The organism is Nocardioides dongkuii, from assembly GCF_014127485.1.
GTDB classification, from domain to species: Bacteria; Actinomycetota; Actinomycetes; order Propionibacteriales; family Nocardioidaceae; genus Nocardioides; species Nocardioides dongkuii.
In genome coordinates this window covers 978,718-1,000,128 of record NZ_CP059903.1, presented here as the reverse complement: position 1 = coordinate 1,000,128, position 21,411 = coordinate 978,718, and the positions used below count along the sequence as shown (strand labels likewise).

Annotated in this window: 18 protein-coding genes; 8 read left to right on the top strand and 10 right to left on the bottom strand. The window is 73.0% G+C overall.

Going from position 1 to position 21,411, the window contains the following annotated elements:
• Window positions 1-3,777 (bottom strand): ATP-dependent RNA helicase HrpA, encoded by a 3,777-nt coding sequence (hrpA, locus tag H4O22_RS04760; protein ID WP_182525907.1) that lies wholly within the window; start codon window positions 3,775-3,777, stop codon window positions 1-3.
• A gap of 117 nt (window positions 3,778-3,894) precedes the next feature.
• Between hrpA and H4O22_RS04755 the strand changes: the two genes are divergently transcribed.
• On the top strand, window positions 3,895-5,424 hold the full coding sequence (locus H4O22_RS04755) for an FAD-dependent oxidoreductase (RefSeq protein WP_244963105.1): 1,530 nt from the start codon (window positions 3,895-3,897) through the stop codon (window positions 5,422-5,424).
• 27 nt (window positions 5,425-5,451) lie between these two features.
• On the opposite strand, the gene H4O22_RS04750 is transcribed toward H4O22_RS04755, so the two are convergent.
• Window positions 5,452-5,838 (bottom strand): VOC family protein, encoded by a 387-nt coding sequence (locus H4O22_RS04750; RefSeq protein ID WP_182525906.1) that lies wholly within the window; start codon window positions 5,836-5,838, stop codon window positions 5,452-5,454.
• Window positions 5,839-5,940: 102 nt separating this feature from the next.
• Here H4O22_RS04750 and rocD point away from each other — a divergent pair, with 102 nt between their 5' ends.
• Complete coding sequence (rocD, locus tag H4O22_RS04745) at window positions 5,941-7,173, top strand: ornithine--oxo-acid transaminase (protein WP_182525905.1); 1,233 nt, start codon at window positions 5,941-5,943, stop codon at window positions 7,171-7,173.
• Window positions 7,174-7,206: 33 nt separating this feature from the next.
• Here rocD and H4O22_RS04740 read toward each other — a convergent pair whose 3' ends face one another.
• Window positions 7,207-7,842, bottom strand: coding sequence for a TetR/AcrR family transcriptional regulator (locus H4O22_RS04740; RefSeq protein ID WP_182525904.1), 636 nt, complete (start codon window positions 7,840-7,842; stop codon window positions 7,207-7,209).
• A gap of 44 nt (window positions 7,843-7,886) precedes the next feature.
• Here H4O22_RS04740 and H4O22_RS04735 point away from each other — a divergent pair, with 44 nt between their 5' ends.
• From H4O22_RS04735 to H4O22_RS04725, 3 genes are read left to right on the top strand one after another with little or no spacing between them, the layout of a single operon-like run.
• The gene (locus H4O22_RS04735; protein WP_182525903.1) at window positions 7,887-9,425 is read left to right on the top strand and encodes a flavin-containing monooxygenase; all 1,539 of its coding nucleotides are present in this window, start codon (window positions 7,887-7,889) and stop codon (window positions 9,423-9,425) included.
• Window positions 9,422-10,264: an SDR family NAD(P)-dependent oxidoreductase gene (locus tag H4O22_RS04730; protein ID WP_182525902.1), complete on the top strand. Its 843-nt coding sequence runs from the start codon at window positions 9,422-9,424 to the stop codon at window positions 10,262-10,264. Before H4O22_RS04735 ends, H4O22_RS04730 begins: the two co-directional genes overlap by 4 nt.
• Window positions 10,265-10,273: 9 nt before the next feature.
• Window positions 10,274-10,792, top strand: coding sequence for a ribonuclease FAU-1 family protein (locus H4O22_RS04725; RefSeq protein WP_182525901.1), 519 nt, complete (start codon window positions 10,274-10,276; stop codon window positions 10,790-10,792).
• On the opposite strand, the gene H4O22_RS04720 is transcribed toward H4O22_RS04725, so the two are convergent.
• The gene (locus H4O22_RS04720) at window positions 10,779-12,128 is read right to left on the bottom strand and encodes a threonine/serine exporter family protein (RefSeq protein WP_244963104.1); all 1,350 of its coding nucleotides are present in this window, start codon (window positions 12,126-12,128) and stop codon (window positions 10,779-10,781) included. The genes H4O22_RS04725 and H4O22_RS04720 overlap by 14 nt on opposite strands.
• A 63-nt stretch (window positions 12,129-12,191) precedes the next feature.
• On the opposite strand from H4O22_RS04720, the gene H4O22_RS04715 reads away from it, so the two are divergent.
• Window positions 12,192-13,331: a glutamate--cysteine ligase gene (locus H4O22_RS04715; RefSeq protein ID WP_182525900.1), complete on the top strand. Its 1,140-nt coding sequence runs from the start codon at window positions 12,192-12,194 to the stop codon at window positions 13,329-13,331.
• On the opposite strand, the gene H4O22_RS04710 is transcribed toward H4O22_RS04715, so the two are convergent.
• Genes H4O22_RS04710 through H4O22_RS04700 form a run of 3 tightly spaced genes read right to left on the bottom strand, consistent with a single transcriptional unit; the run spans window position 13,319 to window position 15,868 of the window.
• A complete protein-coding gene (locus H4O22_RS04710; RefSeq protein WP_244963103.1) occupies window positions 13,319-14,401 on the bottom strand; it encodes a DNA polymerase IV in 1,083 nt (360 codons plus the stop codon). The two genes, H4O22_RS04715 and H4O22_RS04710, sit on opposite strands and share 13 nt — an antisense overlap.
• A gap of 8 nt (window positions 14,402-14,409) precedes the next feature.
• A complete protein-coding gene (locus tag H4O22_RS04705; protein ID WP_182525898.1) occupies window positions 14,410-15,510 on the bottom strand; it encodes an FUSC family protein in 1,101 nt (366 codons plus the stop codon).
• Window positions 15,511-15,541: 31 nt separating this feature from the next.
• Window positions 15,542-15,868, bottom strand: a complete 327-nt coding sequence (locus H4O22_RS04700; protein ID WP_220451289.1) for a hypothetical protein — start codon at window positions 15,866-15,868, stop codon at window positions 15,542-15,544.
• A gap of 221 nt (window positions 15,869-16,089) precedes the next feature.
• Here H4O22_RS04700 and H4O22_RS04695 point away from each other — a divergent pair, with 221 nt between their 5' ends.
• Window positions 16,090-17,508 (top strand): WS/DGAT/MGAT family O-acyltransferase, encoded by a 1,419-nt coding sequence (locus H4O22_RS04695; protein ID WP_182525897.1) that lies wholly within the window; start codon window positions 16,090-16,092, stop codon window positions 17,506-17,508.
• Here the strand turns inward: H4O22_RS04695 and H4O22_RS04690 are convergent.
• The 3 genes from H4O22_RS04690 to H4O22_RS04680 form a co-directional block, all read right to left on the bottom strand.
• Entirely contained in the window at window positions 17,505-18,695 is a 1,191-nt protein-coding gene (locus H4O22_RS04690; protein WP_182525896.1) for a site-specific DNA-methyltransferase, read from the bottom strand. The genes H4O22_RS04695 and H4O22_RS04690 overlap by 4 nt on opposite strands.
• A gap of 299 nt (window positions 18,696-18,994) precedes the next feature.
• Window positions 18,995-19,456 carry a hypothetical protein gene (locus H4O22_RS04685; protein ID WP_182525895.1) on the bottom strand — a complete coding sequence of 154 codons (462 nt, stop codon included), beginning with the start codon at window positions 19,454-19,456 and terminating at the stop codon, window positions 18,995-18,997.
• A 344-nt stretch (window positions 19,457-19,800) separates the two neighbouring features.
• On the bottom strand, window positions 19,801-20,382 hold the full coding sequence (locus tag H4O22_RS04680) for a DUF6318 family protein (RefSeq protein WP_182525894.1): 582 nt from the start codon (window positions 20,380-20,382) through the stop codon (window positions 19,801-19,803).
• A gap of 111 nt (window positions 20,383-20,493) precedes the next feature.
• On the opposite strand from H4O22_RS04680, the gene H4O22_RS04675 reads away from it, so the two are divergent.
• Window positions 20,494-21,387 (top strand): matrixin family metalloprotease, encoded by an 894-nt coding sequence (locus H4O22_RS04675; protein ID WP_182525893.1) that lies wholly within the window; start codon window positions 20,494-20,496, stop codon window positions 21,385-21,387.
• Window positions 21,388-21,411 lie beyond the last annotated feature (24 nt).

Sequence of the window (21,411 nt, the reverse complement as noted above, 5' to 3'; positions counted from 1 at the left end):
TCAGGCCAGCGCCTTGCGGATCCGCTGGTCGCTGACCGGGTACGGCGTGCCGAGCTGCTGGGCCCACAGCGAGACGCGGTACTCCTCGAGCATCCACCGCACCTGCCGGAGCCGCTCCCCCGGCGGCCGGCCGGGCGGCAGCGCGTCGACCTGGTGCAGGTAGGCCGCCTGGAGCTCGCCGATCCGGTCCATCAGCTGCCGGTCGCGGGCCGCCGCCTGGCCGCCGTCGTCGAGCCGGGCGCGCCGCTGCTGCAGCGCGGCGAGGTACGTCGGGTAGCGGCGCAGCTGGACCGGCCCGGCCTCGCCGACGAACCCGCGGTGCACGAGCCGGGCGAGCTGGGCCCGCATGTCGGTCAGCGCGGGCAGCTGCATCATGTCCGCGCGGCCGCTCAGCGCCTTCTCGGCCTGCCGCCAGGCGTCCAGGACCCGGATCACGTCGGCGAGCACGCCGCGCAGCGCCGCCTCCTGGTCGCGCTCGGCCTCGGCGCGCAGGGCGGCGTACGCCTGCTCGTCGCGGACCGGCGGCCGGGCGTCGACGACCGCGCCCACCACGGCGGCGCGGCAGTCCTCGAGGAGCTCGGCGACGCTGGGGTACGGCGACCCGGCGAGCCCGAGCTTCTCGGCGTTGGTCAGCCCGTCGAGGACCTGCTTGACCGGCGAGCGGGTGCCGAGCAGGAGCAGCCGTCGGACGCCGAGGCGGTGCCGGGCCTCCTGCTCCTCGGCCGACCCGAAGACCTCCAGGCCGACGGTGGCCCCCTCGTCGACCAGGGCGGGGAAGACCGTCACCTCGTGGCCGGCCCGCTTGCGGTGGATCGAGGGCTCAATGGTCCCGAAGACGTACGCCGTCGCGCCGGTGCGCGCGAGCCCGCTCTCGGTCGCGACGTCGGCGATCGCCCGGGTGAACTGCGGCCGCAGCGGCGCCTTGAGCGCCTCGAGGTCCTTGCCGCGCGCCTGCTCGTGCCCGCCGTCGTCGATCACGCGGTACGTCGGGCGCAGGTGCTCGGGCACCTTGCTCCAGTCCCAGGCGTCGCGCGGCACGACGACACCGGTCGTGGCCCGGCACCAGCGCTCCAGCGCGTCGAGCAGCGGCTCCTCGCCGGCGGGCACCGCGGCCAGGAAGTCGCGGGCCTTGTCGGGGACCGGCACGAAGGAGACCCGGAGGTTCTTGGGGAGGCTGCGGAGCAGGGCGGTGACCAGCTCGAGCCGCAGGCCGGGCACGTTCCAGGAGAAGTCGTCGGCCTCGACCCGGTTGAGCGTCGCGACCGGGACGTCGATGGTCAGGCCGTCCTCGGCCGCGCCCGGCTCGAAGTGGTAGCTGATCGGGAAGGTCAGCCCCTCGGACTGCCACTGCTCGGGGTAGTCCTCCTCGCGCACCTCCTCCACGGTGTCGTGGGTGAGCATCGCGGGGTCGAAGGTCAGCAGGTCGGGGCGGGTGCGCCGCTCCTGCTTCCACCACTGGTCGAAGTGCGCGCCGCTGACCACGTCGGGGCCGACGCGGGCGTCGTAGAAGTCGAAGAGGGTCTCCTCGTCGACGACGAGGTCGCGGCGGCGGGCGCGGTGCTCGAGCTCGGCGGCCTCCTCGAGCAGGCGGTTGTTCTCCTCCAGGAAGCGGTGCCGCGAGCTCCACTCGCCCTGCACGAGCGCGTGCCGGATGAACAGCTCGCGGGCGACCTCGCGGTCGACCTTGCCGTAGGACACGAGGCGGTCGGTGACCAGCGGGACGCCGTACAGGGTGGCCCGCTCGTAGGCCATCACCGCAGCCCGCTTCTTCGACCAGTGCGGCTCGGACCAGGTGCGCTTGACCAGGTCGCCGGCGAGCCGCTCGGCCCACTCCGGCTTGATCGCGGCGTTCTGCCGGGCCCAGAGCCGACTGGTCTCGACGAGCTCGCCGGCCATCAGGTACTGCGGGTTCTTCCGGGCCAGCACGCTCCCGGGGAAGATCGCGAACCGGGCGCCGCGCGCGCCGACGTACTCCCGGGGGCCACGGCGCTTGCCGTCGTCCTTCTCGCGCGCCTCGAGCAGGCCGATGTGGCTGAGCAGCCCGGACAGCAGCGCCTGGTGGATCCCGTCGGTGTCGGGCTGGTCCGCGGGCTCGCCGAGCTCGATGCGCATCTCCTTGCACACCTGCCGCAGCTGGGACTCGAAGTCCTGCCACTCGCGCACCCGCAGGTAGTTGAGGAACTCGCGCTTGCACATCCGGCGGAACGCGCTGCCGCTGAGCTCGCGCTGCTGCTCCTTGAGGTGGCGCCACAGGTTGAGCCAGGTGAGGAAGTCGCTGTCGTCGGCCTTGAACCGGGCGTGCAGCTGGTCGGCCTGCGCGCGCTGCTCCTCGGGGCGCTCGCGGGGGTCCTGCAGCGAGAGCGCGGCGGCGATCACGATCACCTCGCGCACGCACCCCAGCCGCTCCGCCTCCAGGACCATCCGGCCCAGCCGCGGGTCGATCGGCAGCCGTGCGAGCCGGCGCCCGAGCTTGGTCAGCTTCTCGGCGGTCGGGCCCGCCGCGGTCCGCAGGGCGCCGAGCTCCTCGAGCAGCTGCACGCCCGACTGGACGTTGCGGCGGTCGGGGGGCTCCACGAACGGGAACTGGGCGAGGTCGCCGAGGCCGAGCGAGGTCATCTGCAGGATGACGCTGGCCAGGTTGGTGCGCAGGATCTCGGGGTCGGTGAACTCCGGGCGCGCCTCGAAGTCCTCCTCGGAGTAGAGCCGGATCGCGATGCCCGCCTCGACGCGGCCGCAGCGTCCCGAGCGCTGGTTGGCCGACGCCTGGCTGATCGGCTCCACCGGGAGCCGCTGGACCTTGGTGCGCAGCGAGTAGCGCGAGATGCGCGCGACGCCGGTGTCCACGACGTACCGGATACCGGGGACGGTCAGCGAGGTCTCGGCGACGTTGGTGGCCAGGACGACGCGGCGGGTGGCGCCGCCATGGGGGGAGAAGACGCGGTGCTGCTCGGTGGCGGAGAGCCGCGAGTAGAGCGGCAGCACCTCCAGCGCGCCGCGGCGGCCGGTCCCGGCGAGGTCGTTCAGCGCCTCGGCCGTGTCGCGGATCTCGCGCTCGCCGGGCAGGAACACCAGGACGTCGCCGGGCCCCTCCGCGGAGAGCTCGCGCACGGCGTCGACGATCGCCTCGGTCTGGTCGCGGACGACGGGCTCACCCTCCTCGTCCTCGCCGGGCAGCTCCATCAGCGGCCGGTAGCGGACCTCCACCGGGTAGGTGCGCCCCGACACCTCGACGACGGGGGCGTCGAAGTGCGCCGCGAACCGGTCGACGTCGATGGTCGCGCTGGTGATGATCAGCTTGAGGTCGGGGCGCCGGGGCAGCAGCCGCTTGAGGTAGCCGAGCAGGAAGTCGATGTTGAGGCTGCGCTCGTGGGCCTCGTCGATGATGATCGTGTCGTAGCGGCGCAGCATCCGGTCGCGCTGCAGCTCCGCGAGCAGGATGCCGTCGGTCATCAGCTTGACCCGGCTCGCCTTCGAGGTGCGGTCGGTGAACCGCACCTGGTAGCCGACCAGGTCGCCGAGCTCGGTGCCGAGCTCGCTGGCGATCCGCTCGGCGACGGCGCGGGCCGCGATCCGGCGGGGCTGGGTGTGCCCGATCAGGCCGCCCCCGGAGCCCGGCCCGGCGCCGCGGCCGAGCTCGAGGCAGATCTTCGGCAGCTGGGTGGTCTTCCCCGACCCGGTCTCGCCCGCGACGATCACGACCTGGTGGTCGCGGATGGCGGCGGCGATGTCGTCCTTGCGCTGGCTGACCGGCAGCTCGGACGGATAGGTGATCTTCACGGCGCCCCCATTATCGGGTCGTGTGCCTGAGGACGCGGCATCGCGCGTCGTGGAGCACACGACCCGGGACCGGGACGGCGGCTGGCGGCGAGCTAGAACGTGTTCTAGATTCAGCGCGTGACGCAGACGCAGCAGTACGACGTGGTCGTGGTGGGATCCGGTGGCGGGGCGATGACCGGGGCGCTCCTGGCGGCGCGAGCCGGGCTCAGGACGGTCGTGGTCGAGAAGACCGACAAGCTCGGCGGCACCTCGGCGTACTCCGGCGGGGCGTGCTGGCTGCCCGGCAGCGACGTGCAGCAGCGCGCCGGCGTCACCGCCGACTCCACCGACAGCGCGCGGACCTACCTCGGCGCGATCCTCGAGGACCCCGACCCGGACCGGGTCGAGGCGTTCCTGACCCACTCCCCCGAGCTGGTCGCGGAGCTGGAGGCGGCCGGGCTGCCGTTCGAGTGGATCGCGTTCTCGGAGTACTACGACGCCCCTGGCCGGGTGTCGATGGGGCGCTCGATCCAGCCGCTGAACATCAAGCGCGACGAGCTCACCGCCGAGGTCACCGACCGGCTGCGGCCCCCCGTGGAGCGCGACCGGGTCGGCGAGGGCGGCCGGCGCACGCTCAGCGGCGGGCAGGCGCTGATCGCCCGGCTCGGCGCGCTGTACGTCGCGGCGGGCGGCGAGTTCCGCACGAACCTGCCGGTGACCGGGCTGGTGACCGCCGGGCCCGACGGCACCGGGCGCGTCACCGGCGTCGCCGCGATGTCGCCCGAGGGGCCGGTCGTCCTGGAGGCGAGCCGCGGCGTGCTCGTCGCCGCCGGCGGCTTCGAGGGCAACGCCGCGCTCCGCGAGGCCCGCGGGGTGCCCGGCGACGTCGCCTGGACGATGGCGCCGCGCGACACCAACACCGGCGAGCCGATCGACGCGGCGATCGCGATCGGCGCGGCCGCGGACTTCGGCGGCGTCGGGTGGTTCTGCCCCGGGCTCGAGCAGCCCGACGGCGGCGGCTCGTTCACGCTGGGCTTCCGCAGCGGCCTGATGGTCGACCAGCACGGTCGCCGCTACGCCAACGAGTGCCTGCCCTACGACCGGTTCGGCCGGCTCATGGCCGCGGCGCCGGAGCGGATCCCCTCCTGGTTCATCTTCGACTCCCGCGAGGGCGGCCGGCTGCCGGCGATCGGGATCCCCGAGGGCGACCTCGAGGAGCACCTCACCGCCGGCACCTGGGTCCGCGCCGACACCCTCGAGGAGCTCGCGGCGGCCACCGGGCTGCCCGCCGCCACGCTGGTCGAGCAGGTCGAGCGCTTCAACACCTTCGCGGAGAAGGGCGTCGACGAGGACTTCGGGCGCGGCGAGGACGAGTACGACACGTTCTTCGCCGGGGGGACCGGGCCGAACACGGCGCTCACGCCGTGCGACCAGCCGCCGTACCTGGCCGCCCGCTTCGTGCTCTCCGACCTCGGCACCAAGGGCGGGCTGGTCACCGACCAGGCCGGCCGGGTGCTGCGCGAGGACGGGGCGCCGATCCCGGGCCTCTACGCGTCCAGCAACTCCGCGGCGTCGGTCTTCGGCTCGGTCTACCCCGGGCCCGGGGCGCCGCTGGGCAGCGCGATGGTCTTCGCCTCGCTGGCCGTGCGGGACATGCTGGAGGGCTGAGTCGAGGCTGGGTCGAGGGCTGGGCGCTCAGGCCACGCAGAACTCGTTGCCCTCCGGGTCGAGCATCACGACGTGGCCGAGGTGCGGCCCGCCGTACGACTCCTCCCGGACGACGCTCGCCCCCGCGCCGGCGAGCTCGGCGACCTTGGCGCGGATCAGGCGCTCCCGCTCCGCCGGGTCCCACGGCGGCTCGCCGGCCACGCGGACGTCGACGTGCACGCGGTTCTTGGCCGTCTTCGCCTCCGGCACGCGCAGGAAGCCGATCGCGGGGCCCCGCCCCTCGGGGTCGACGATGGAGGCGCCGTCGGGGTCCTCGTAGCCCGGCTCCGCGACGTACCCGAGGGCGAGCGCCCAGAACGCCGCCAGCCGGTGCGGGTCCGCCGCGTCGCAGCCGAGGGTCCAGGGGATCGCCATGCCGCGCCACGCTAGTCGGCCATTCGGACTTCCGGGGGGATTCGGGATACGGTCGCCCAAAGATTGTCAGACAATCTTCGACACCCCGAGGAGGCGAAAACGATGACCGCGACCATCACCACCCCGCAGCACGAGTCGAGCACGGAGCTTTTCCAGCGTGCCGAGGCGCGCACGGCGCACAACTACCACCCGCTGCCGGTCGTCGTGGAGCACGCCGCCGGGGCCTGGATGACCGACGTCGACGGCACCCGCTTCCTCGACCTGCTCTCCGGCTACTCCGCGCTCAACTTCGGGCACAGCCACCCCACGCTGGTCCAGGCCGCGACCGAGCAGCTCGGCCGCGTCACGCTGACCAGCCGCGCGTTCGTGCACGACCAGTTCGCCGACTTCTGCACCGCGCTCGGCGACCTGTGCGGCAAGGACCTGGTGCTGCCGATGAACACCGGCGCCGAGGCCGTCGAGACCGCGATCAAGGTCGCCCGCAAGTGGGGCTACGAGGTCAAGGGCATCGCGCCGGACCAGGCGGAGATCATCGTCGCCTCGGGCAACTTCCACGGCCGCACCACCACCATCGTCGGCTTCTCCGACGACCCCGACGCGCGCGACGGCTTCGGCCCGTTCGCCCCCGGCTTCGTCACCGTGCCGTACGGCGACCTCGCCGCGATCGAGGCCGCGATCACCGAGAACACCGCCGCCGTGCTCATCGAGCCGATCCAGGGCGAGGGCGGCGTCGTGATCCCGCCGGACGGCTACCTGCGCGGCATCCGCGCGCTGTGCACCGAGCGCGACGTGCTCTTCGCCGCCGACGAGATCCAGGCCGGCCTCGGTCGCACCGGCAAGACGTTCGCCTGCGACCACGAGGACGTCGTCCCCGACATCTACGTGCTCGGCAAGGCCCTCGGCGGCGGCATCGTGCCGGTCTCCGCCGTGGTCGCCGACCGCTCGGTGCTCGGCGTGCTGCGCCCCGGCCAGCACGGGTCCACCTTCGGCGGCAACCCGCTCGCCTGCGCCGTCGGGCGCGCGGTCGTCGACATGCTCGCCACCGGCGAGCACCAGGACCGGGCCGCCGAGCTCGGCGTGCTGATGACCGAGCAGCTCGAGGCGATGATCGGGCACGGCGTCCTCGCCGTCCGCACCCGCGGGCTGTGGGCCGGCGTCGACATCGACCCCGCGGTCGGCACCGGCCGCGAGGTCTGCGAGGCCCTGATGGCCCGCGGCGTGCTCGCCAAGGACACCCACGGCTCCACGATCCGGCTCGCGCCGCCGCTCGTGATCTCCGCCGAGGACCTCACCTGGGGCCTCGACCAGCTCGCCGCCGTCGTCCGGGGCGACTGACCCTCCTCGCCGTCGGGTGACGCGCTGGTCGCGTCACTCGGCGGCGGGGCCCGGGCCGACGCCCCCGGCGCCCACCGCCTCCACGAGCGCGGGCAACGAGCCGGCGACGATCGCGATCAGGTCCTCGCGGGAGACGCCGTTCGGCTCCACCTTCCAGGTCAGCACCAGCTCCTCGGCCATCGCCGACCAGCCGCGCACCACGAGCCGGCTGGCCGGCGTGTCCGTGATCAGCTGCCCCTCCGCGTCCTCGCGGAAGATCCGGTCGGTCAGCGCCGAGCGGGCCTCGTCGTAGATCCGCCGCAGCGTGTCGTTGCCGCCGGCGGCGCCCTTGACCAGCGAGAGGTAGCCCTCGTAGTTGGCCACCACGTAGTCGACGTACGCCGTCACCGAGACCAGCAGCCGCTCCACCGGGTCCCCCTCGACGGGCGGCGCGGTCTGCGCGATCAGGTCGTCGGCAGCACGCCGTACGACGGCCTCGTGGAAGGCGTGCTTGTTGCCGAAGTAGTGGTAGAGCAGCCCCCGCGAGATGCCGGCCTCCTCGGCGAGCACGTCGATGCTCAGCTCGTCCAGGGAGCGGGTGGCGAGCAGCCGCACGCCCAGGTCGAGCAGCTGGGCGCGCCGTTCCTCGGGGCTCAGGCGGGTGCGTGCGGGGCCGGTCACATTTCCCATCCTACTATTGACACTTGTTCAATAACACCCCTACGGTCGGGGCCATGACGAGCTCCCCCTTCCGCGGCACCGCGCCGACCCGGGTCGACCACCTCGTGGTGGGCGCGGGCTTCTCCGGCCTCTGCGCGGCGATCAAGCTCCAGGAGGACGGCGAGACCGACTTCCTCGTGGTCGAGAAGGGCGACGAGGTCGGCGGCACCTGGCGCGACAACACCTACCCCGGCGCCGCCTGCGACGTGCCGAGCCAGCTCTACTCCTTCTCCTTCGCGCCCAACCCGGACTGGTCGATGTCGTTCTCCCAGCAGCCGGAGATCCAGGCCTACCTGCGCCGGGTCGCCGCGGAGTCGGGCACGCTCGACCGGTTCGCCTTCCGCACCCGGCTCGAGGACGCCCGGTGGGACGACGCCGCGCAGGAGTGGGTGTGCCGGCTCTCCGGCGACGCCACCGGCGAGGTGCGCTCGCGCACGCTGGTCCTCGGGGCCGGCGGCCTCTCCGAGCCCAAGCTCCCCGACATCGAGGGCCTCGCCGACTTCGAGGGCGAGCTGTTCCACTCCGCGCGGTGGGACCACTCGGTCGACCTCACCGGCAAGCGGGTCGCGGTCATCGGCACCGGCGCCTCGGCGATCCAGATCGTGCCCGAGGTCCAGAAGGTCGCCGGCCACCTCGACGTCTACCAGCGCACCGCGCCCTGGGTGATCCCCCGCAACGACCGGCGCTACTCCGCGGTCGAGCGCGCGGCGCTGCGCCGCCTGCCCGGGTTGCAGAAGGCCTACCGCACCGCCATCTACTGGGCCCGCGAGACCTACGTGCCGGCGTTCACCTGGCAGCCGAAGATCGCCTGGCCGGCCAAGAAGCTCGCGCTGGCCAACCTGCGGCTCGGCATCAAGGACCCCGACCTGCGCGCCCGCGCCACCCCGTCGTACCAGATCGGGTGCAAGCGGATCCTGATCTCCAACACCTACTACCCCGCGCTGGACGCCGACAACGCCGACCTGGTCACCGACCGGATCACCCGGGTCACCGACCGCGCGGTCGTCACCGCCGACGGCACCGAGCGTCCCGTCGACGTGATCGTCGTGGCGACCGGCTTCTACACCACCGAGCTGCCGATCACCGAGCACGTGACCGGCCGCACGGGCCGCACGGTCGCCGAGACCTGGCGCGAGCACGGGATGGCGGCGTACAAGGGCACCACGGTGCCGGGGTTCCCCAACCTGTTCTTCATCGTCGGCCCCAACACCGGGCTCGGCCACTCCAGCATGGTCTTCGTCATCGAGTCGCAGGTGCAGTACCTGCGCGAGGCGGTCCGCGCGATGCGCGCCGGCAGGTACGGTGCGGTCGAGCCGACCGAGCGCGCGACCCGGCGCTGGAACGCCGCGCTGCAGCGACGGATGAAGCGCACCGTGTGGAGCACCGGCGGCTGCTCGAGCTGGTACCTCGACGCCCACGGCCGCAACACCATCACCTGGCCGCGGACCACCGCCTCGATGCGCGCCTCGCTCTCCCGCTTCGACCAGGCGGCGTACGACGTCGCCCCGGACCAGACCGGATCCACCCCCACACGTGAGGACGTGAGTGCATGAAGACCCTCGATGGCAAGGTCGTCGTCATCACCGGCGCCGGCTCCGGCATCGGCCGGGCCCTGGCGGTCAACGTCGCGGGCCGCGGCGCGCTGCTCGCGATCTCCGACGTCAACGAGCCCGGCCTCGCCGAGACCGTCGACCTGGTGAGGGCGGCGGGCGCGCGCGAGGTGCGCAGCGACCGCCTCGACGTGAGCGACCGGGAGGCGTTCGCGGCGTACGCCAGGTCCGTGGTCGACCAGTTCGGCCGGGTCAACGTGATGGTCAACAACGCCGGCGTCGCGCTCGCGGGCGACTTCGTCGACCTCGACTACGACGACATCGACTGGATCCTCGGCATCAACCTCACCGGCGTGCTCACCGGCACCAAGGAGTTCCTGCCGCACCTCATCGCCTCCGGCGACGGGCACCTGGTCAACCTCTCCTCGCTCTTCGGCCTGGTCTCGATGCCCGGCCAGAGCATCTACAACGCCAGCAAGTACGCCGTGCGCGGCATGACCGAGGCGATCCGGATGGAGATGCTGACCGCGGGCCACCCCGTCGGCGTCACCGTCGTGCACCCCGGCGGCATCAAGACCGCGATCGCGCGCAACGCCCGGGTCTCGGCCACCGAGGACAAGGACGCCACCGCGAAGCTCTTCGACAAGAAGCTCGCCAAGATGACCCCGGAGCGGGCCGCCGAGATCATCGTCGACGGCGTGCTCAGCAACAAGGCGCGGGTGCTGGTCGGCCTCGACGCGCACGCCGTGCACCAGCTCGGGCGGGTCCTCGGCTCGCGCTACCAGGACGTCGTCGCCCGCGTGTCGAAGCGGGTCATGCCGAAGAAGGTCAAGGTCGTCTAGAAAGGGCACGTGACCCTCTCCCCCGGCGACCCGGTCCGCTGCGTGATGACCAAGTGGGGCGGGCGCCCGCACTGGGAGTTCGCCGGCACCTACCTCGGCGGCGACGAGCACGGCGACTGGCTGGGCTTCCCCGCCGGCACGCCGTACGCGCGCCCCGGGGCGGCGTTCGTCGCCGACGTGGCCTCGGTGACGCTGGTGCCGCGGGGCGGCGCGAGCCTGCCCACCTTCCACGCCCCCGGGATCTGGTGCTCGGTGTACGTCGACATGACCACCGAGCCGGTCTGGGACGGCGCCGTGCTGCGCGCGGTCGACCTCGACCTCGACGTGATCCGCGGCGAGACCGGCCGGGTCTGGGTCGACGACGAGGACGAGTTCGCCGACCACAAGGTCCGCTACGGCTACCCGCCGGAGGTGGTGGCGATGGCCGAGCGCACCGCCGCCGAGGTGCACGACGCGGTGCTGCGCGGGCTCCCGCCGTACGACGCCGCCACCTCCGCACCGTGGCTGGCGCGGGTCAGCGGCTGCTGACCTCCTCCGGCCGCCGCTTGCCGCGGGACCGGCGCGCCGGGGAGCGCAACGGCCCCACCAGGCGGGGTCCGGCGAGCCGCGACTCCAGCCGCCGCGCCTCGCGCTGGAGCGGCTGCGCGACGTACTCCCCCAGGATCACGCCGGAGGACAGCGCGATGGCGACCGACGCGGCGGTGACCATCGCCAGCAGGCCGGCGGACGTGGAGGTGCCGCCCTCCGCGAGCAGGGTCAGGCCGCGGTAGATCGACAGCCCCGGCAGCATCGGGACCACCGCGGAGACGACCACGACCAGCGGGGGCACCCGCATCCGGCCCGCGACCGTGTAGCTCACCAGCCCGACGAACAGCGCCGCGAGCGCGACCGACCAGGTGCGGCCGATGCCGGGGAGCTCGACGGACCGGGAGATGACGGTCGCGACCGCGGCGACCAGCGCGATCGGGACCAGGATCCGGCGGGGCGCGTGCGAGGCGTAGGCGAAGGCCCCCGCGCAGAGCGCCGAGCCCACGGCGAGCATCCCGAGGGACTGCAGGTCGGTCCGGCCGGGGTCGATCTCGGAGATCCCGGCGCCCAGCGCGTACGCCAGGCTCAGCCCACCGCTGACGCCGGCGATGATGCCCGCCGTGGCGAGGATCGCCTCGGTGCCCCGCGCGGTGGCGGTGATGTAGAAGCCGCTGAGCGCGTCCTGCAGGGCGCCCATGAAGCCGATGCCGGCCAGCAGCATCACGATGTTGGCGGTGACGACCTGGGAGACGTCCACGTCCAGCGGCGTCGCCGACGCCGCGAGAGCGATCAGCGACGCGAGGCCGCCGCCCGCGACCTGCTGGTAGAAGGTCGGGATCCGGCGCCGGGAGATCCACATCTGCAGCCGGTCGATGCTGATCGCCGCGACGAGCGCGATGAGCACGACCACCGGACCGCCGCCCAGCTGCAGGGCGACGCCCGCGCACATCACGCCCCACCCGAGGGTGATCGCCCACCGTGGCCGGTCGTGACCCGAGGAGACCACCCGGGCGAGGGAGGCCCGCGCCTCCTTGAGGGTCACCTCGTCGCGGAGCACCGCGCGGACCAGGTGGTCGACGCGCGTGAGGTGCTCGTAGTCGATCGCCCGCTGCCGCACCATCCGGGTGGACATCAGCGGGACCTCCTCGGGAGTGCGCTGGTAGCTCATCGACAGCGAGGTGAAGGTCACGTCGACCTCGGCACCGCGCAGCCCGACGTGCCGGGCCAGCGTCTGCATCGTCGCCGTCACGTCGGCGGCCCCCGCCCCCGAGGCGAGCAGCACCTCGCCCACGCGGAGGCAGAAGTCCAGTCCCAGGCCCACCTCGCGCGCGTCCACGGAGTCGATGCTGCCAGAACCGCCGATCCGTCCCCACGGCCCCTTCTGTGGTTCGCTGAGCGCGTGCGGATCGACTTCCAGGGGTCAGCGAGACCGACGTTGGGCGTCGAGTGGGAGCTCGCTCTCGTCGACCGGACCACCCGTGACCTGCGGAACGAGGCGAACCACCTCTTCGCCCGGGCGCGGCCCCGGCTCCCCGATCCCGAGCGGCTGCACAAGGAGCTGCTGCGCAACACCGTCGAGCTCGTCACCGGGGTCTGCGACACGGTCGGCGACGCGATGGACGACCTGACGCGCACGCTGGCGGCCGTCGTCCCTGCCGCCGACGAGCTGGGCCTGGACCTGTACGGCGCGGGCACCCACCCGTTCGCGTCCTGGACGGGGCAGCAGCTGACCGAGGGGCACCGCTACCAGGAGCTGATCGACCGCACCCAGTGGTGGGGCCGGCAGATGCTCATCTGGGGGGTGCACGTCCACGTCGGGGTGCCCGAGCGCGACCGGGTGATGCCGGTGCTCTCCGCGCTGCTCAACTGGTACCCCCACCTGCAGGCGCTCTCGGCCTCCTCCCCCGTCTGGGCGGGCGTGGACACCGGGTACGCCTCCAACCGGGCCCTGATGTTCCAGCAGCTGCCGACCGCCGGGCTGCCGTTCCAGTTCCAGGAGTGGGCGGAGTTCGAGGCGTTCGCGCGCGACCAGCTCACCACCGGCGTCATCGAGGACCTCTCCGAGATCCGCTGGGACATCCGGCCCGCGGCGCACCTCGGCACGATCGAGAACCGGGTCTGCGACGGCGTCTCCAACCTCGACGACCTGGCCGCGCTCGTCGCGCTCGTGCACTGCCTGGTCGTCGACCTCGACACCCGGCTCGCGGCCGGCGAGACGCTGCCGACGATGCCGCCGTGGCACGTGCAGGAGAACAAGTGGCGCGCGGCCCGCTACGGGCTCGACGCGATCATCATCTTGGACGCGGAGTCGAACGAGCGGCTGATCACCGACGACCTCGCCGACCTGCTGGTGCGGCTCGAGCCGGTGGCGGACCGGCTCGGGTGCTCGGCCGAGCTGGCGTCCGTGGCCGACATCCCGCGCCGCGGGGCGTCCTACCAGCGCCAGCGGCGGGTCGCCGAGGAGACCTCGGGCGACCTGGTCGCGGTCGTCGACTCGGTGGTCCGCGAGCTGCGCACCGGGATCGATCAGCGCGGGTAGCCGCCCTCCGGCGGCACCATCTCCAGCCGGACCCCCACCAGCCGCACCGGACGGTCGCGTTCGACGCGGCCCAGCAGCTCGACCGCGGCGTTCCCGAGCAGCTCGGGGTCGTTGGTCGGCCCGGGCAGCGTGAGGCTGCGGCTGACGGTGAAGAACGGCGTGAACCGGACCTTGAGGCCCACCCGCGCCGCCGGGCGTCCCTCGCGGTCGATGTCGGCCACCACCCGCCGGGTCAGCAGCCGGACCTCCTCGGCGATCCGGTCGGGGTCCTCGAGGTCCTCCTGGAACGTCGTCTCCCGGCCGTGGGCGCGCGGCACCCACGGGGTCGCGTCGACCGCGCTGGTGTCGGCGCCGCGGCCGAGACGGTGGTACCAGGGACCCATCGTCGGCCCCAGCTCGGCGGCCAGCACCCGGGCGTCGGACGTCGCGAGCTGCTCGACGGTGTCGATGCCGAGGGCGGCGAGCTTCTTTGCGGTCTTGGCGCCGATGCCCCACAGCGCCCGGGTCGGCCGCTCCCCCATCACCTCGAACCAGTTCTCCGCGGTCAGCCGGTAGGTCCCCTGCGGCTTGCCGAAGTCGGTGGCGGTCTTGGCGCGCAGCTTGGTGTCGCCGATCCCCACCGAGCAGTGCAGCCCGGTCGCGGCCAGCACCTCCGCGCGGATCCGGTCGGCGAAGGCCTGCGGGTCGAGCCCGGCGTCGGGGACCGACGCCGCGACGAACGCCTCGTCCCAGCCGAGCACCTCCACCACCACCGGCGCCCCGCCCCACGTGAGCGAGCGCAGCGTCTCCATCACCACGGCCGAGGCGGCGTCGTACGCCGGGGCGTCGACCGGCAGGAAGACCGCGTCGGGGCACCTGCGCGCGGCGACCCGCAGCGGCATCCCGGAGCCGACACCGTGCTCGCGGGCCTCGTACGACGCCGTCGAGACCACGCCCCGCTCGGTGGGGTCGCCGCGTCCGCCCACCACCACCGGCCGCCCGGCCAGCTCCGGGCGGCGCAGCACCTCGACGGCCGCGATGAACTGGTCGAGGTCGACGTGCAGGACCCAGGTGTTGCTCGGGCTGGTCATCGGGGTGCTCATCGGGGCGGGGGCGGGAGGGCCTCGGTGGACTCCCGCTGGTCGAGGCCGGTGAGCAGCAGCAGGTCGACGATGACGGAGCGGAGCTGGACGAGCACGACCTCGGCGGTCATCTCCTCGGCCCGCTCGACCCGGCCGGTGGCCTCGCCGATCGCCAGCAGCGTGTCGCGCGCGGCGACCGCCTGCCGGTCGGCGCGCAGCTCCTCGGCGACCAGGTCGGCGGCCTCGGCGAGGTCGCGGGCGATCCGGGCGTACGCCGTGGGGATGGCTCGCCGGTGGTACGCCGCGACTGCGGTCTGGCGGACCAGCACGCGGGTGCTGCGCAGCGCCCGGTCGAGGGGGTCGACCAGCTCGACCATCCGGCGGAGCCGGCCGCGGTGGCGCACCCGGAAGGGCGAGGATGCGACCACGGACATGCCCTCGTCTGCCGCCGCCTGCAGCTCGCGGATCAGCGCGTCGGTGGAGCGCGCGTCGGCGAGCACGTCGAGCCCGTGGTCGACCTCCCCGTCGAGCATCACGTCGCTCGCGGCACGCAGCAGCCCGGCGATCTTGCGCATCACCACGGCGGCCTGCTCGCGCGGACGTCGCAGCGGCGCGGCCGGCACGGCGGTGGCAGCGACCAGGGCCACCACCCCGCCGACCACGGCGTCGGTCCACCGCGTGAACGCGGCGCCCGGCGCCGGGACCAGGGCGGTGACGATGATCGACTGCACCGCCGCCTGGGTGACGAAGAGCTGGCCGCCGTCCAGCAGCAGCGCGCTCGTCATCGCCAGCACCACGATCAGCGAGACCTGCCAGGCGCCGGTGCCGATCTCCAGGACCAGCAGGTCGGCGATGAAGACACCCAGCGCGACACCGATCGTCACCTCGGTGACGCGGCGCAACCGCTGGCTGTAGGACGTGCCGAGCGCCACCACCGCGGCGACCGGGGCGAAGAACGGCGTGGGGTGCCCGAGGAGGTCGGACGCGATCCACCAGGAGACCCCGGCCGCCGCGGCGCACTGCAGGACCTGCCAGCGCTTGGCCCGCAACCGCGCGGCCCGTGACCGGAGCGACGTCCGGCCGCGGTGCCACATGCGGTCCAGCGGTCCGGCCTCCATGAGGCCGATGGTGCCAGAGCACCCCGCGCGCTCAGCCCGACGCGTGCGCCCAGTCGAGCGCCTGCTTCAGGTCACCGAGGTCGCGGTACCAGGTGCGGACCTCGGTGCGGCAGCGGACCCGGGCCACCCGGGTGTCGTACTCCCCGCACTCGGCGCGCGCCTCGGAGTCGGTGGGCGGGAAGAGCGCGGTGCCGTCGTAGAAGTGGATCTCGAAGCCGTTGGCGCGGTCGCCGGTCACCTCGACCACCGTGTCACCGGGCGGCGGGCCGGCCGGGGTGCTGCTGGCCGGGGTGGTCAGGCCGAGGGCGAGGAGGAGGACGGCGCCGGCCGCGACGGCCAGGGCGAGGAGCTTGTGCATCGGGGTCTCCCGAGTGGTCGGTGCCGGCGAGTTCCGGCGTACGACGACGCTAGGGAGGACGACCGTCGGCCCGGCCCGGTGCGGACCGGCCTGGGGAGATCCGGGTCCGAGGGGGTTCTGTGGACGACAGGTGGGTATTCCAGACCGCGGGACGCGCTTGTGGCGACCGTCACCTCCGGTCATAGTCGCGTCCGCCCCGTCCGTCTGCCGAAAGGCCCCCCGTGGTCACCCTGATCGACCCCACCTCGGCCGCGTTCCTGCTCGCGGAGAACCGCAGCCAGCTCATGCACGTCGGGGGCCTGCAGCTCTTCGAGAAGCCCGAGGGTGCCGGACGCGACTACACGCGCCAGATGTTCGAGACGATGCGCGACGAGGAGGACATCCGGCCGCTGTTCCTCAAGCACCCGCACCGCTCGCTCTCGGCCGCCGGCCAGCTGGTGTGGCGCCAGGACCAGCAGTTCGACATCGAGCACCACGTCCGGCACAGCGCGCTGCCCAAGCCGGGTCGGATCCGTGAGCTGCTCGACCTGTGCGGGCGCCTGCACAGCACCCGGCTGGCGTGGGAGCGGCCGCTGTGGGAGTCGCACGTGATCGAGGGGCTCCGCGACGGCCGCGTGGCGATGTACACCAAGTCCCACCACGCGCTCCTCGACGGGATCTCGGCGATGCGGCTGATGCAGAGCGTGCTGAGCACCGACCCCGACGAGCGGGACATGCCGGCGCCGTGGGGCGCGGACGGCGTCCGCGCGCCCGTCCGGGCACGGAAGCAGCGGGAGGAGCTCCCGCTCTCGGAGATCCCCGCGCACGTGTTCCAGACCGCGCTCAACAGCGGGCTGGGTATCACCGCCGAGGCCGCGGGGATGCCGGGGGCGCTGGTGCGGACCCTGCAGCGAGGGATCCGCAACGAGACCGCCGCGGTCTCCTTCCACACGCCCCGCACGATCTTCAACCAGCGGATCACCGGCTCGCGCCGGTTCGCCGCCCAGGACTGGCCCATCGAGCGGCTCCGCGCGATCGGCCGGGCGACCGACTCGACGATCAACGACGTCGTGCTGGCGATGTGCTCCGGCGCCGTGCGGAAGTACCTCCTCGAGCTCAACGCCCTCCCGGAGGCACCGCTCGTCGCGATGGTCCCGGTCGGGCTGAACGCGAAGCAGTCGCACATCGCCTCCGCGGACGGCGGCAACGCGGTCGGCGCCGTCATGTGCAAGCTCGGCACCGACCTGGCGGACCCGGCCGACCGGCTGGCGACGATCAGCCGCTCGATGAAGGACGGCAAGGATGCGCTGTCGAGCATGACGCCGATCCAGATCGTCGCGATGAGCGCGCTCGGCCAGGCGCCCGCGATCCTGCCGCCGCTGCTGCGCCTGCAGGGGATCGTGCGCTCGCCGTACAACCTGATCATCAGCAACGTGCCCGGCCCGCGCACCACGCACTACTGGAACGGCGCGAAGATGGTCGGCACCTACCCGCTGTCGATCCCGATCAACGGCATGGCGCTCAACATCACCTGCACGTCCTACGACGGGCGGATGGGCTTCGGGCTGACCGGGTGCCGGCGCACGGTCCCCCGCCTGCAGCGCCTGCTCGGCCACCTCGACGACGAGCTCGACGCGCTGACCAAGGCGGCGGGGGTCTAGCCGACCGGCTCGGCGACCGGCTCGTCCAGACCGCCACCGACGGTGGCGGCGACCGCGCGCAGCCTTGCCCGGGTGATGTCCGCGACGGTGGCGTACCCGGCGAGCGCGGCGTTGGAGCCCGGCCGGGTCGGCTCCGCGGAGTTGATGCTGGTGCAGCGCCGGGAGCCGCCGTCGGCGGCGTTCTGGAGCGCGACCGCGTGCCCCGTCGTACCGCTGCCGGCGAAGAAGTCGAGCACCCGCGCGTCGTCCGGCATGGTGCCGAGGATCCGGCGTACCAGCCCGGTCGGCTTGGGTGACTCGAAGACGTGCCCGAGGACCTCCTTGAGCTCCGCGACGGCGGTGTCGGTGGAGCCGACCTCCTCCGCGAGCCAGATCGTCGGGAGCTTCTTGCGGCGGCCGGGGTGCAGCCAGTCGCGCTGGAAGACGTCGACCCGGTCACCGCGAACGCCCTTGATCCGCCGGCAGACGAGGTCGCCGGGTCGCTCGTCGATCAGCGGCCGGCTCCACCGCCACACCGCGGGGCGGCCGTCGCCGAAGACCGGCATCACCTCGACGGCGTCGCCGAACGGGGCGGTCCGCACCTCGCCCGTCCCCGGGTCGCCCCAGACCGGGAAGTACAGGGTGCGCGCGGTGGCCGGGTTGAACTTCTTGTTGGTGTTGCGCAGCGGCAGGTGGCGGTAGCGGCGGCCGTCGGGGGCGGTCAGCGGGAAGTCGCGCTCGTCGACGGTGTCCGCGCTGCTCGCGTCGAGCACGCAGCGGCGGGCGTCACGGGCGTAGACGAGGAGGTACTCGTGGCTGGTCGCGAACCCCCGCCCCAGCTGGCGCCCCTTCGGGTTGAGGCCGACCACCACCTGCGCGAGCAGCTGCCGCTCGCCGAACACCTCGTCCATCAGCAGCCGCAGGTGCGTGACCTCGTTGTCGTCGATGCTCACGAAGATCGCGCCCGTCTCCGCCAGCACGTCCCGGGCCGCGTGCAGCCGGGGCCGCATCATCGCCACCCAGGCCTGGTGCCGGCTGGTGGTCGCGTCCCCGCGGATGTCGTCGCGGTAGGCGAAGTCGTTGCCGGTGTTGTACGGCGGGTCGATGTAGACCAGGTCGTACGCCGACCCGTCCCCCGTGATCTCCCCCAGCCGCGGCAGCACGTCGAGGTTGTCGCCCTCCACGAACGTGTTCCACGGCTCGCCCACCCGGCGAGGGTAGCCGCGGGGTTGCTGGCCGGTCGGGACGCTGGCCGGGGTCGGAACGTCATACGAGGTGGTGCGTATGGCCGCCAGCTCGTATGACGTCCCGACCAACGTCATGCGAGGTGGTCGCCGGGGCAACCGATCCGTACTACGTCAGCGGTAGCCGACGAGCGTCGGGCTCGCGGTGCGCGGCGCGCCCGGATCAGGACGTCATCCGAGGTGGTGCGTATGGCCGCCGGCTCGTATGACGTCCCGGCCAACGTCATGCGAGGTGGTCGCGATAGCAGCCGGTTCGTAGGACGTCAGCGGTAGCCGACGAGCGTCGGGCTCGCGGTGCGCACTTGGAGGCCGACCGGCGTGCCCGCCATCGTCACCGTGCCGTCCACCGGCTCCCAGGCGCCGCCGTTGACGCGGAACTCCGCGCTGTACGTCGTGTCGACCCTCGCGCCGACTCGGCCGGCGCGAAGGTAGCTGTGGGTGATCTCGAGGTCGGGGTACGCAGCTCCCGGCTCCGTCGTGGTGGTCTCCGTGCCGTCGCCGAAGCTCCACCCGAACGAGCTGGGCCAGATCCGCAGGTCGACGCGCTGTCCGACCAGCGTCACCGAGCGCTCGAAGGGCTCGGCCTCGGTGAAGAAGTTCGTCGCGAAGTTCACGAGGGTCTCGCCGCCGGGTGGTTGGACGTTGAGCACCGACGCGGGCAGCGGGATGCGGCGGAAGGCGCGGGCGACCATGGCGTTGGTGATCTCGATGGGTTCGGGAGCCACGGCATCCTCCGGGCACACATACGCAAAGTTTGATGCGACTCCGTTCTCGTCTTCGAACCACACCTGAGAAGTAATCCCCCCATTGGTGCACGTGTCGAACTCCGTGCAGGTAGCCGTACCCCCGAATTCGCAGACCGGAGCCTCATGCCAGGTGCCTGCCGCAGCATTGGTAGTCCCAGCGTTCCCGGACGACACCTGCGAGTTCTGGGTCGACGCATGACCACCAAGTACGAACTCTGACGCACCGCTCGACGCTCCGACGTCAGGCTCTTCGGCGGACGCGACCGGACCCCCGGTTCCCCAGACGGCCAAGATCGTGACGACTGCAATCAAGAATCGGCGGATCACAGGTCTACATCCCATCGCGCCACTAGGAGTGAACCTCGTTCGTTCTGAACAATGAAGTCGAAGGTGAAAGTGCCGCCGTCGTGCCTAACGGTCTCTGCCCCCGGCTCATTGACGACTTGCTCAGCGATATCGACCTCGACAGTTACCCCGAACACGCGACCCACGGCTGTTCCGAGCCGCCCTGCTTGAGCCGAAGAGACTCGCGCCTCACCGCCCTCGATAGAGCCACCGGCTCCGTACGTCTCCTCAATCGTCCGTCGGCCGCCTGCGCATGCCTCGCACGTCGGACTCTCGAGCCGTCGCAGACCCGCGACGTCCCCCGTCGCCTGTGCGTAATTCACCATCTCCCAGTAATGCCGCACGAACGCCTCCGCAGCAGCGGCGTCGTCCCCCTCCGCCTCCGGCGGCAACGTCGGCTCCACCGGACCCGCCGGCGTCGGCGAAGGCGAGGGCGACGTACTCCCGGCCGACGACGAGCTGGGCGTGGGGCTCACCTTGGGTGAGGGATCGGCGTCGTCGGAGCAGCCCGAGAGCAGCCCGAGGGTGACCGCGAGGCCGGCGAGGAGCACACGACTCATGGAGAGGTCCTTCCCGAGGGCGCCGGGCCCGGGCCGAGGCGCCGTCACGAACCTACCCAGATCCGCCCCCGCCGCGCACCCCTCTCTCCCACGCCTGTGGACAATGGAGCCGTGAGCTTCGCCGATCGCCGCGCGCAGCGGCGGTGGCGTCGCGAGATGGAGCGCCGACTGCGCGAGCTCGACCGGCTCGACGCCGAGCACGGCCTCGGCGCGAGCCCCACCCACCGGCCGATCGGCCCGATCCCGAGCACCGGGTCCACCGGACGGCGACCCCGCAAGGAGCGCGGGCCCGCGCTGCCCGGCCTGATCATCGCGCTGCTGGTCATCGTCGGGGTCTTCATGCTCGACCCGTCGGACTCGGGGCGCCGGCTGCGCGAGCTCGTCGGGCTCGACGGCCGGCTCGGGGAGCTGGTGGGGATCCCCGACGGCGAGGGCGAGTACGCGTTCGCCGCCACCCAGCCCGCTGGCGACGAGCCGGTGAGCTGGAACCCCTGCCGCCCGATCCGGTACGTCGTGAACCCCGACGGCGCGCCCGACGACTGGGAGGACCTGGTCGCCGACTCGGTGCGGGTCATCGAAGAGGCGTCCGGGTTCGAGTTCGAGGACCAGGGCACCTCCGAGGACCGCGACTTCGACAGCCGCGTCGACGGGCTCGGCCGTCCCGCGCCGGTCCTCATCGGATGGGCCGGCCCCGACGAGGTGCCGCGGCTGTCCGGGGACGTCGCGGGCCTCGGCGGGAGCACGTACCTCGAGCGCGGCCGGCAGCGGACCTACGTCACCGGCTCGATCGCGCTCGACGCCGGCCTGTACGGCGACCTCGAGGACGACCCCGGCGGCGGGGACGTCATGCGGGCGATCCTCACCCACGAGCTCGGCCACGTCATGGGCCTCGACCACGTCGACGACCGCGGCGAGCTGATGTACCGCGACAGCGTCGGCCAGACCGAGCTCGGCCCCGGCGACCTCGAGGGACTCGCCCGGCTCGGCGCCGTCGACTGCGGGTGACGTGACCCGGACGCGTCCGGGGCG

Excerpts from the sequence above, each read along its gene's own strand:
- H4O22_RS04750 (WP_182525906.1), bottom strand. The coding sequence starts at position 5,838 with ATGGCGATCCCCTGGACCCTCGGCTGCGACGCGGCGGACCCGCACCGG.
- rocD (WP_182525905.1), top strand. The coding sequence starts at position 5,941 with ATGACCGCGACCATCACCACCCCGCAGCACGAGTCGAGCACGGAGCTT.
- H4O22_RS04740 (WP_182525904.1), bottom strand. The coding sequence starts at position 7,842 with ATGGGAAATGTGACCGGCCCCGCACGCACCCGCCTGAGCCCCGAGGAA.
- H4O22_RS04735 (WP_182525903.1), top strand. The coding sequence starts at position 7,887 with ATGACGAGCTCCCCCTTCCGCGGCACCGCGCCGACCCGGGTCGACCAC.
- H4O22_RS04730 (WP_182525902.1), top strand. The coding sequence starts at position 9,422 with ATGAAGACCCTCGATGGCAAGGTCGTCGTCATCACCGGCGCCGGCTCC.
- H4O22_RS04710 (WP_244963103.1), bottom strand. The coding sequence starts at position 14,401 with ATGACCAGCCCGAGCAACACCTGGGTCCTGCACGTCGACCTCGACCAG.
- H4O22_RS04705 (WP_182525898.1), bottom strand. The coding sequence starts at position 15,510 with ATGGAGGCCGGACCGCTGGACCGCATGTGGCACCGCGGCCGGACGTCG.
- H4O22_RS04700 (WP_220451289.1), bottom strand. The coding sequence starts at position 15,868 with ATGCACAAGCTCCTCGCCCTGGCCGTCGCGGCCGGCGCCGTCCTCCTC.
- H4O22_RS04680 (WP_182525894.1), bottom strand. The coding sequence starts at position 20,382 with ATGAGTCGTGTGCTCCTCGCCGGCCTCGCGGTCACCCTCGGGCTGCTC.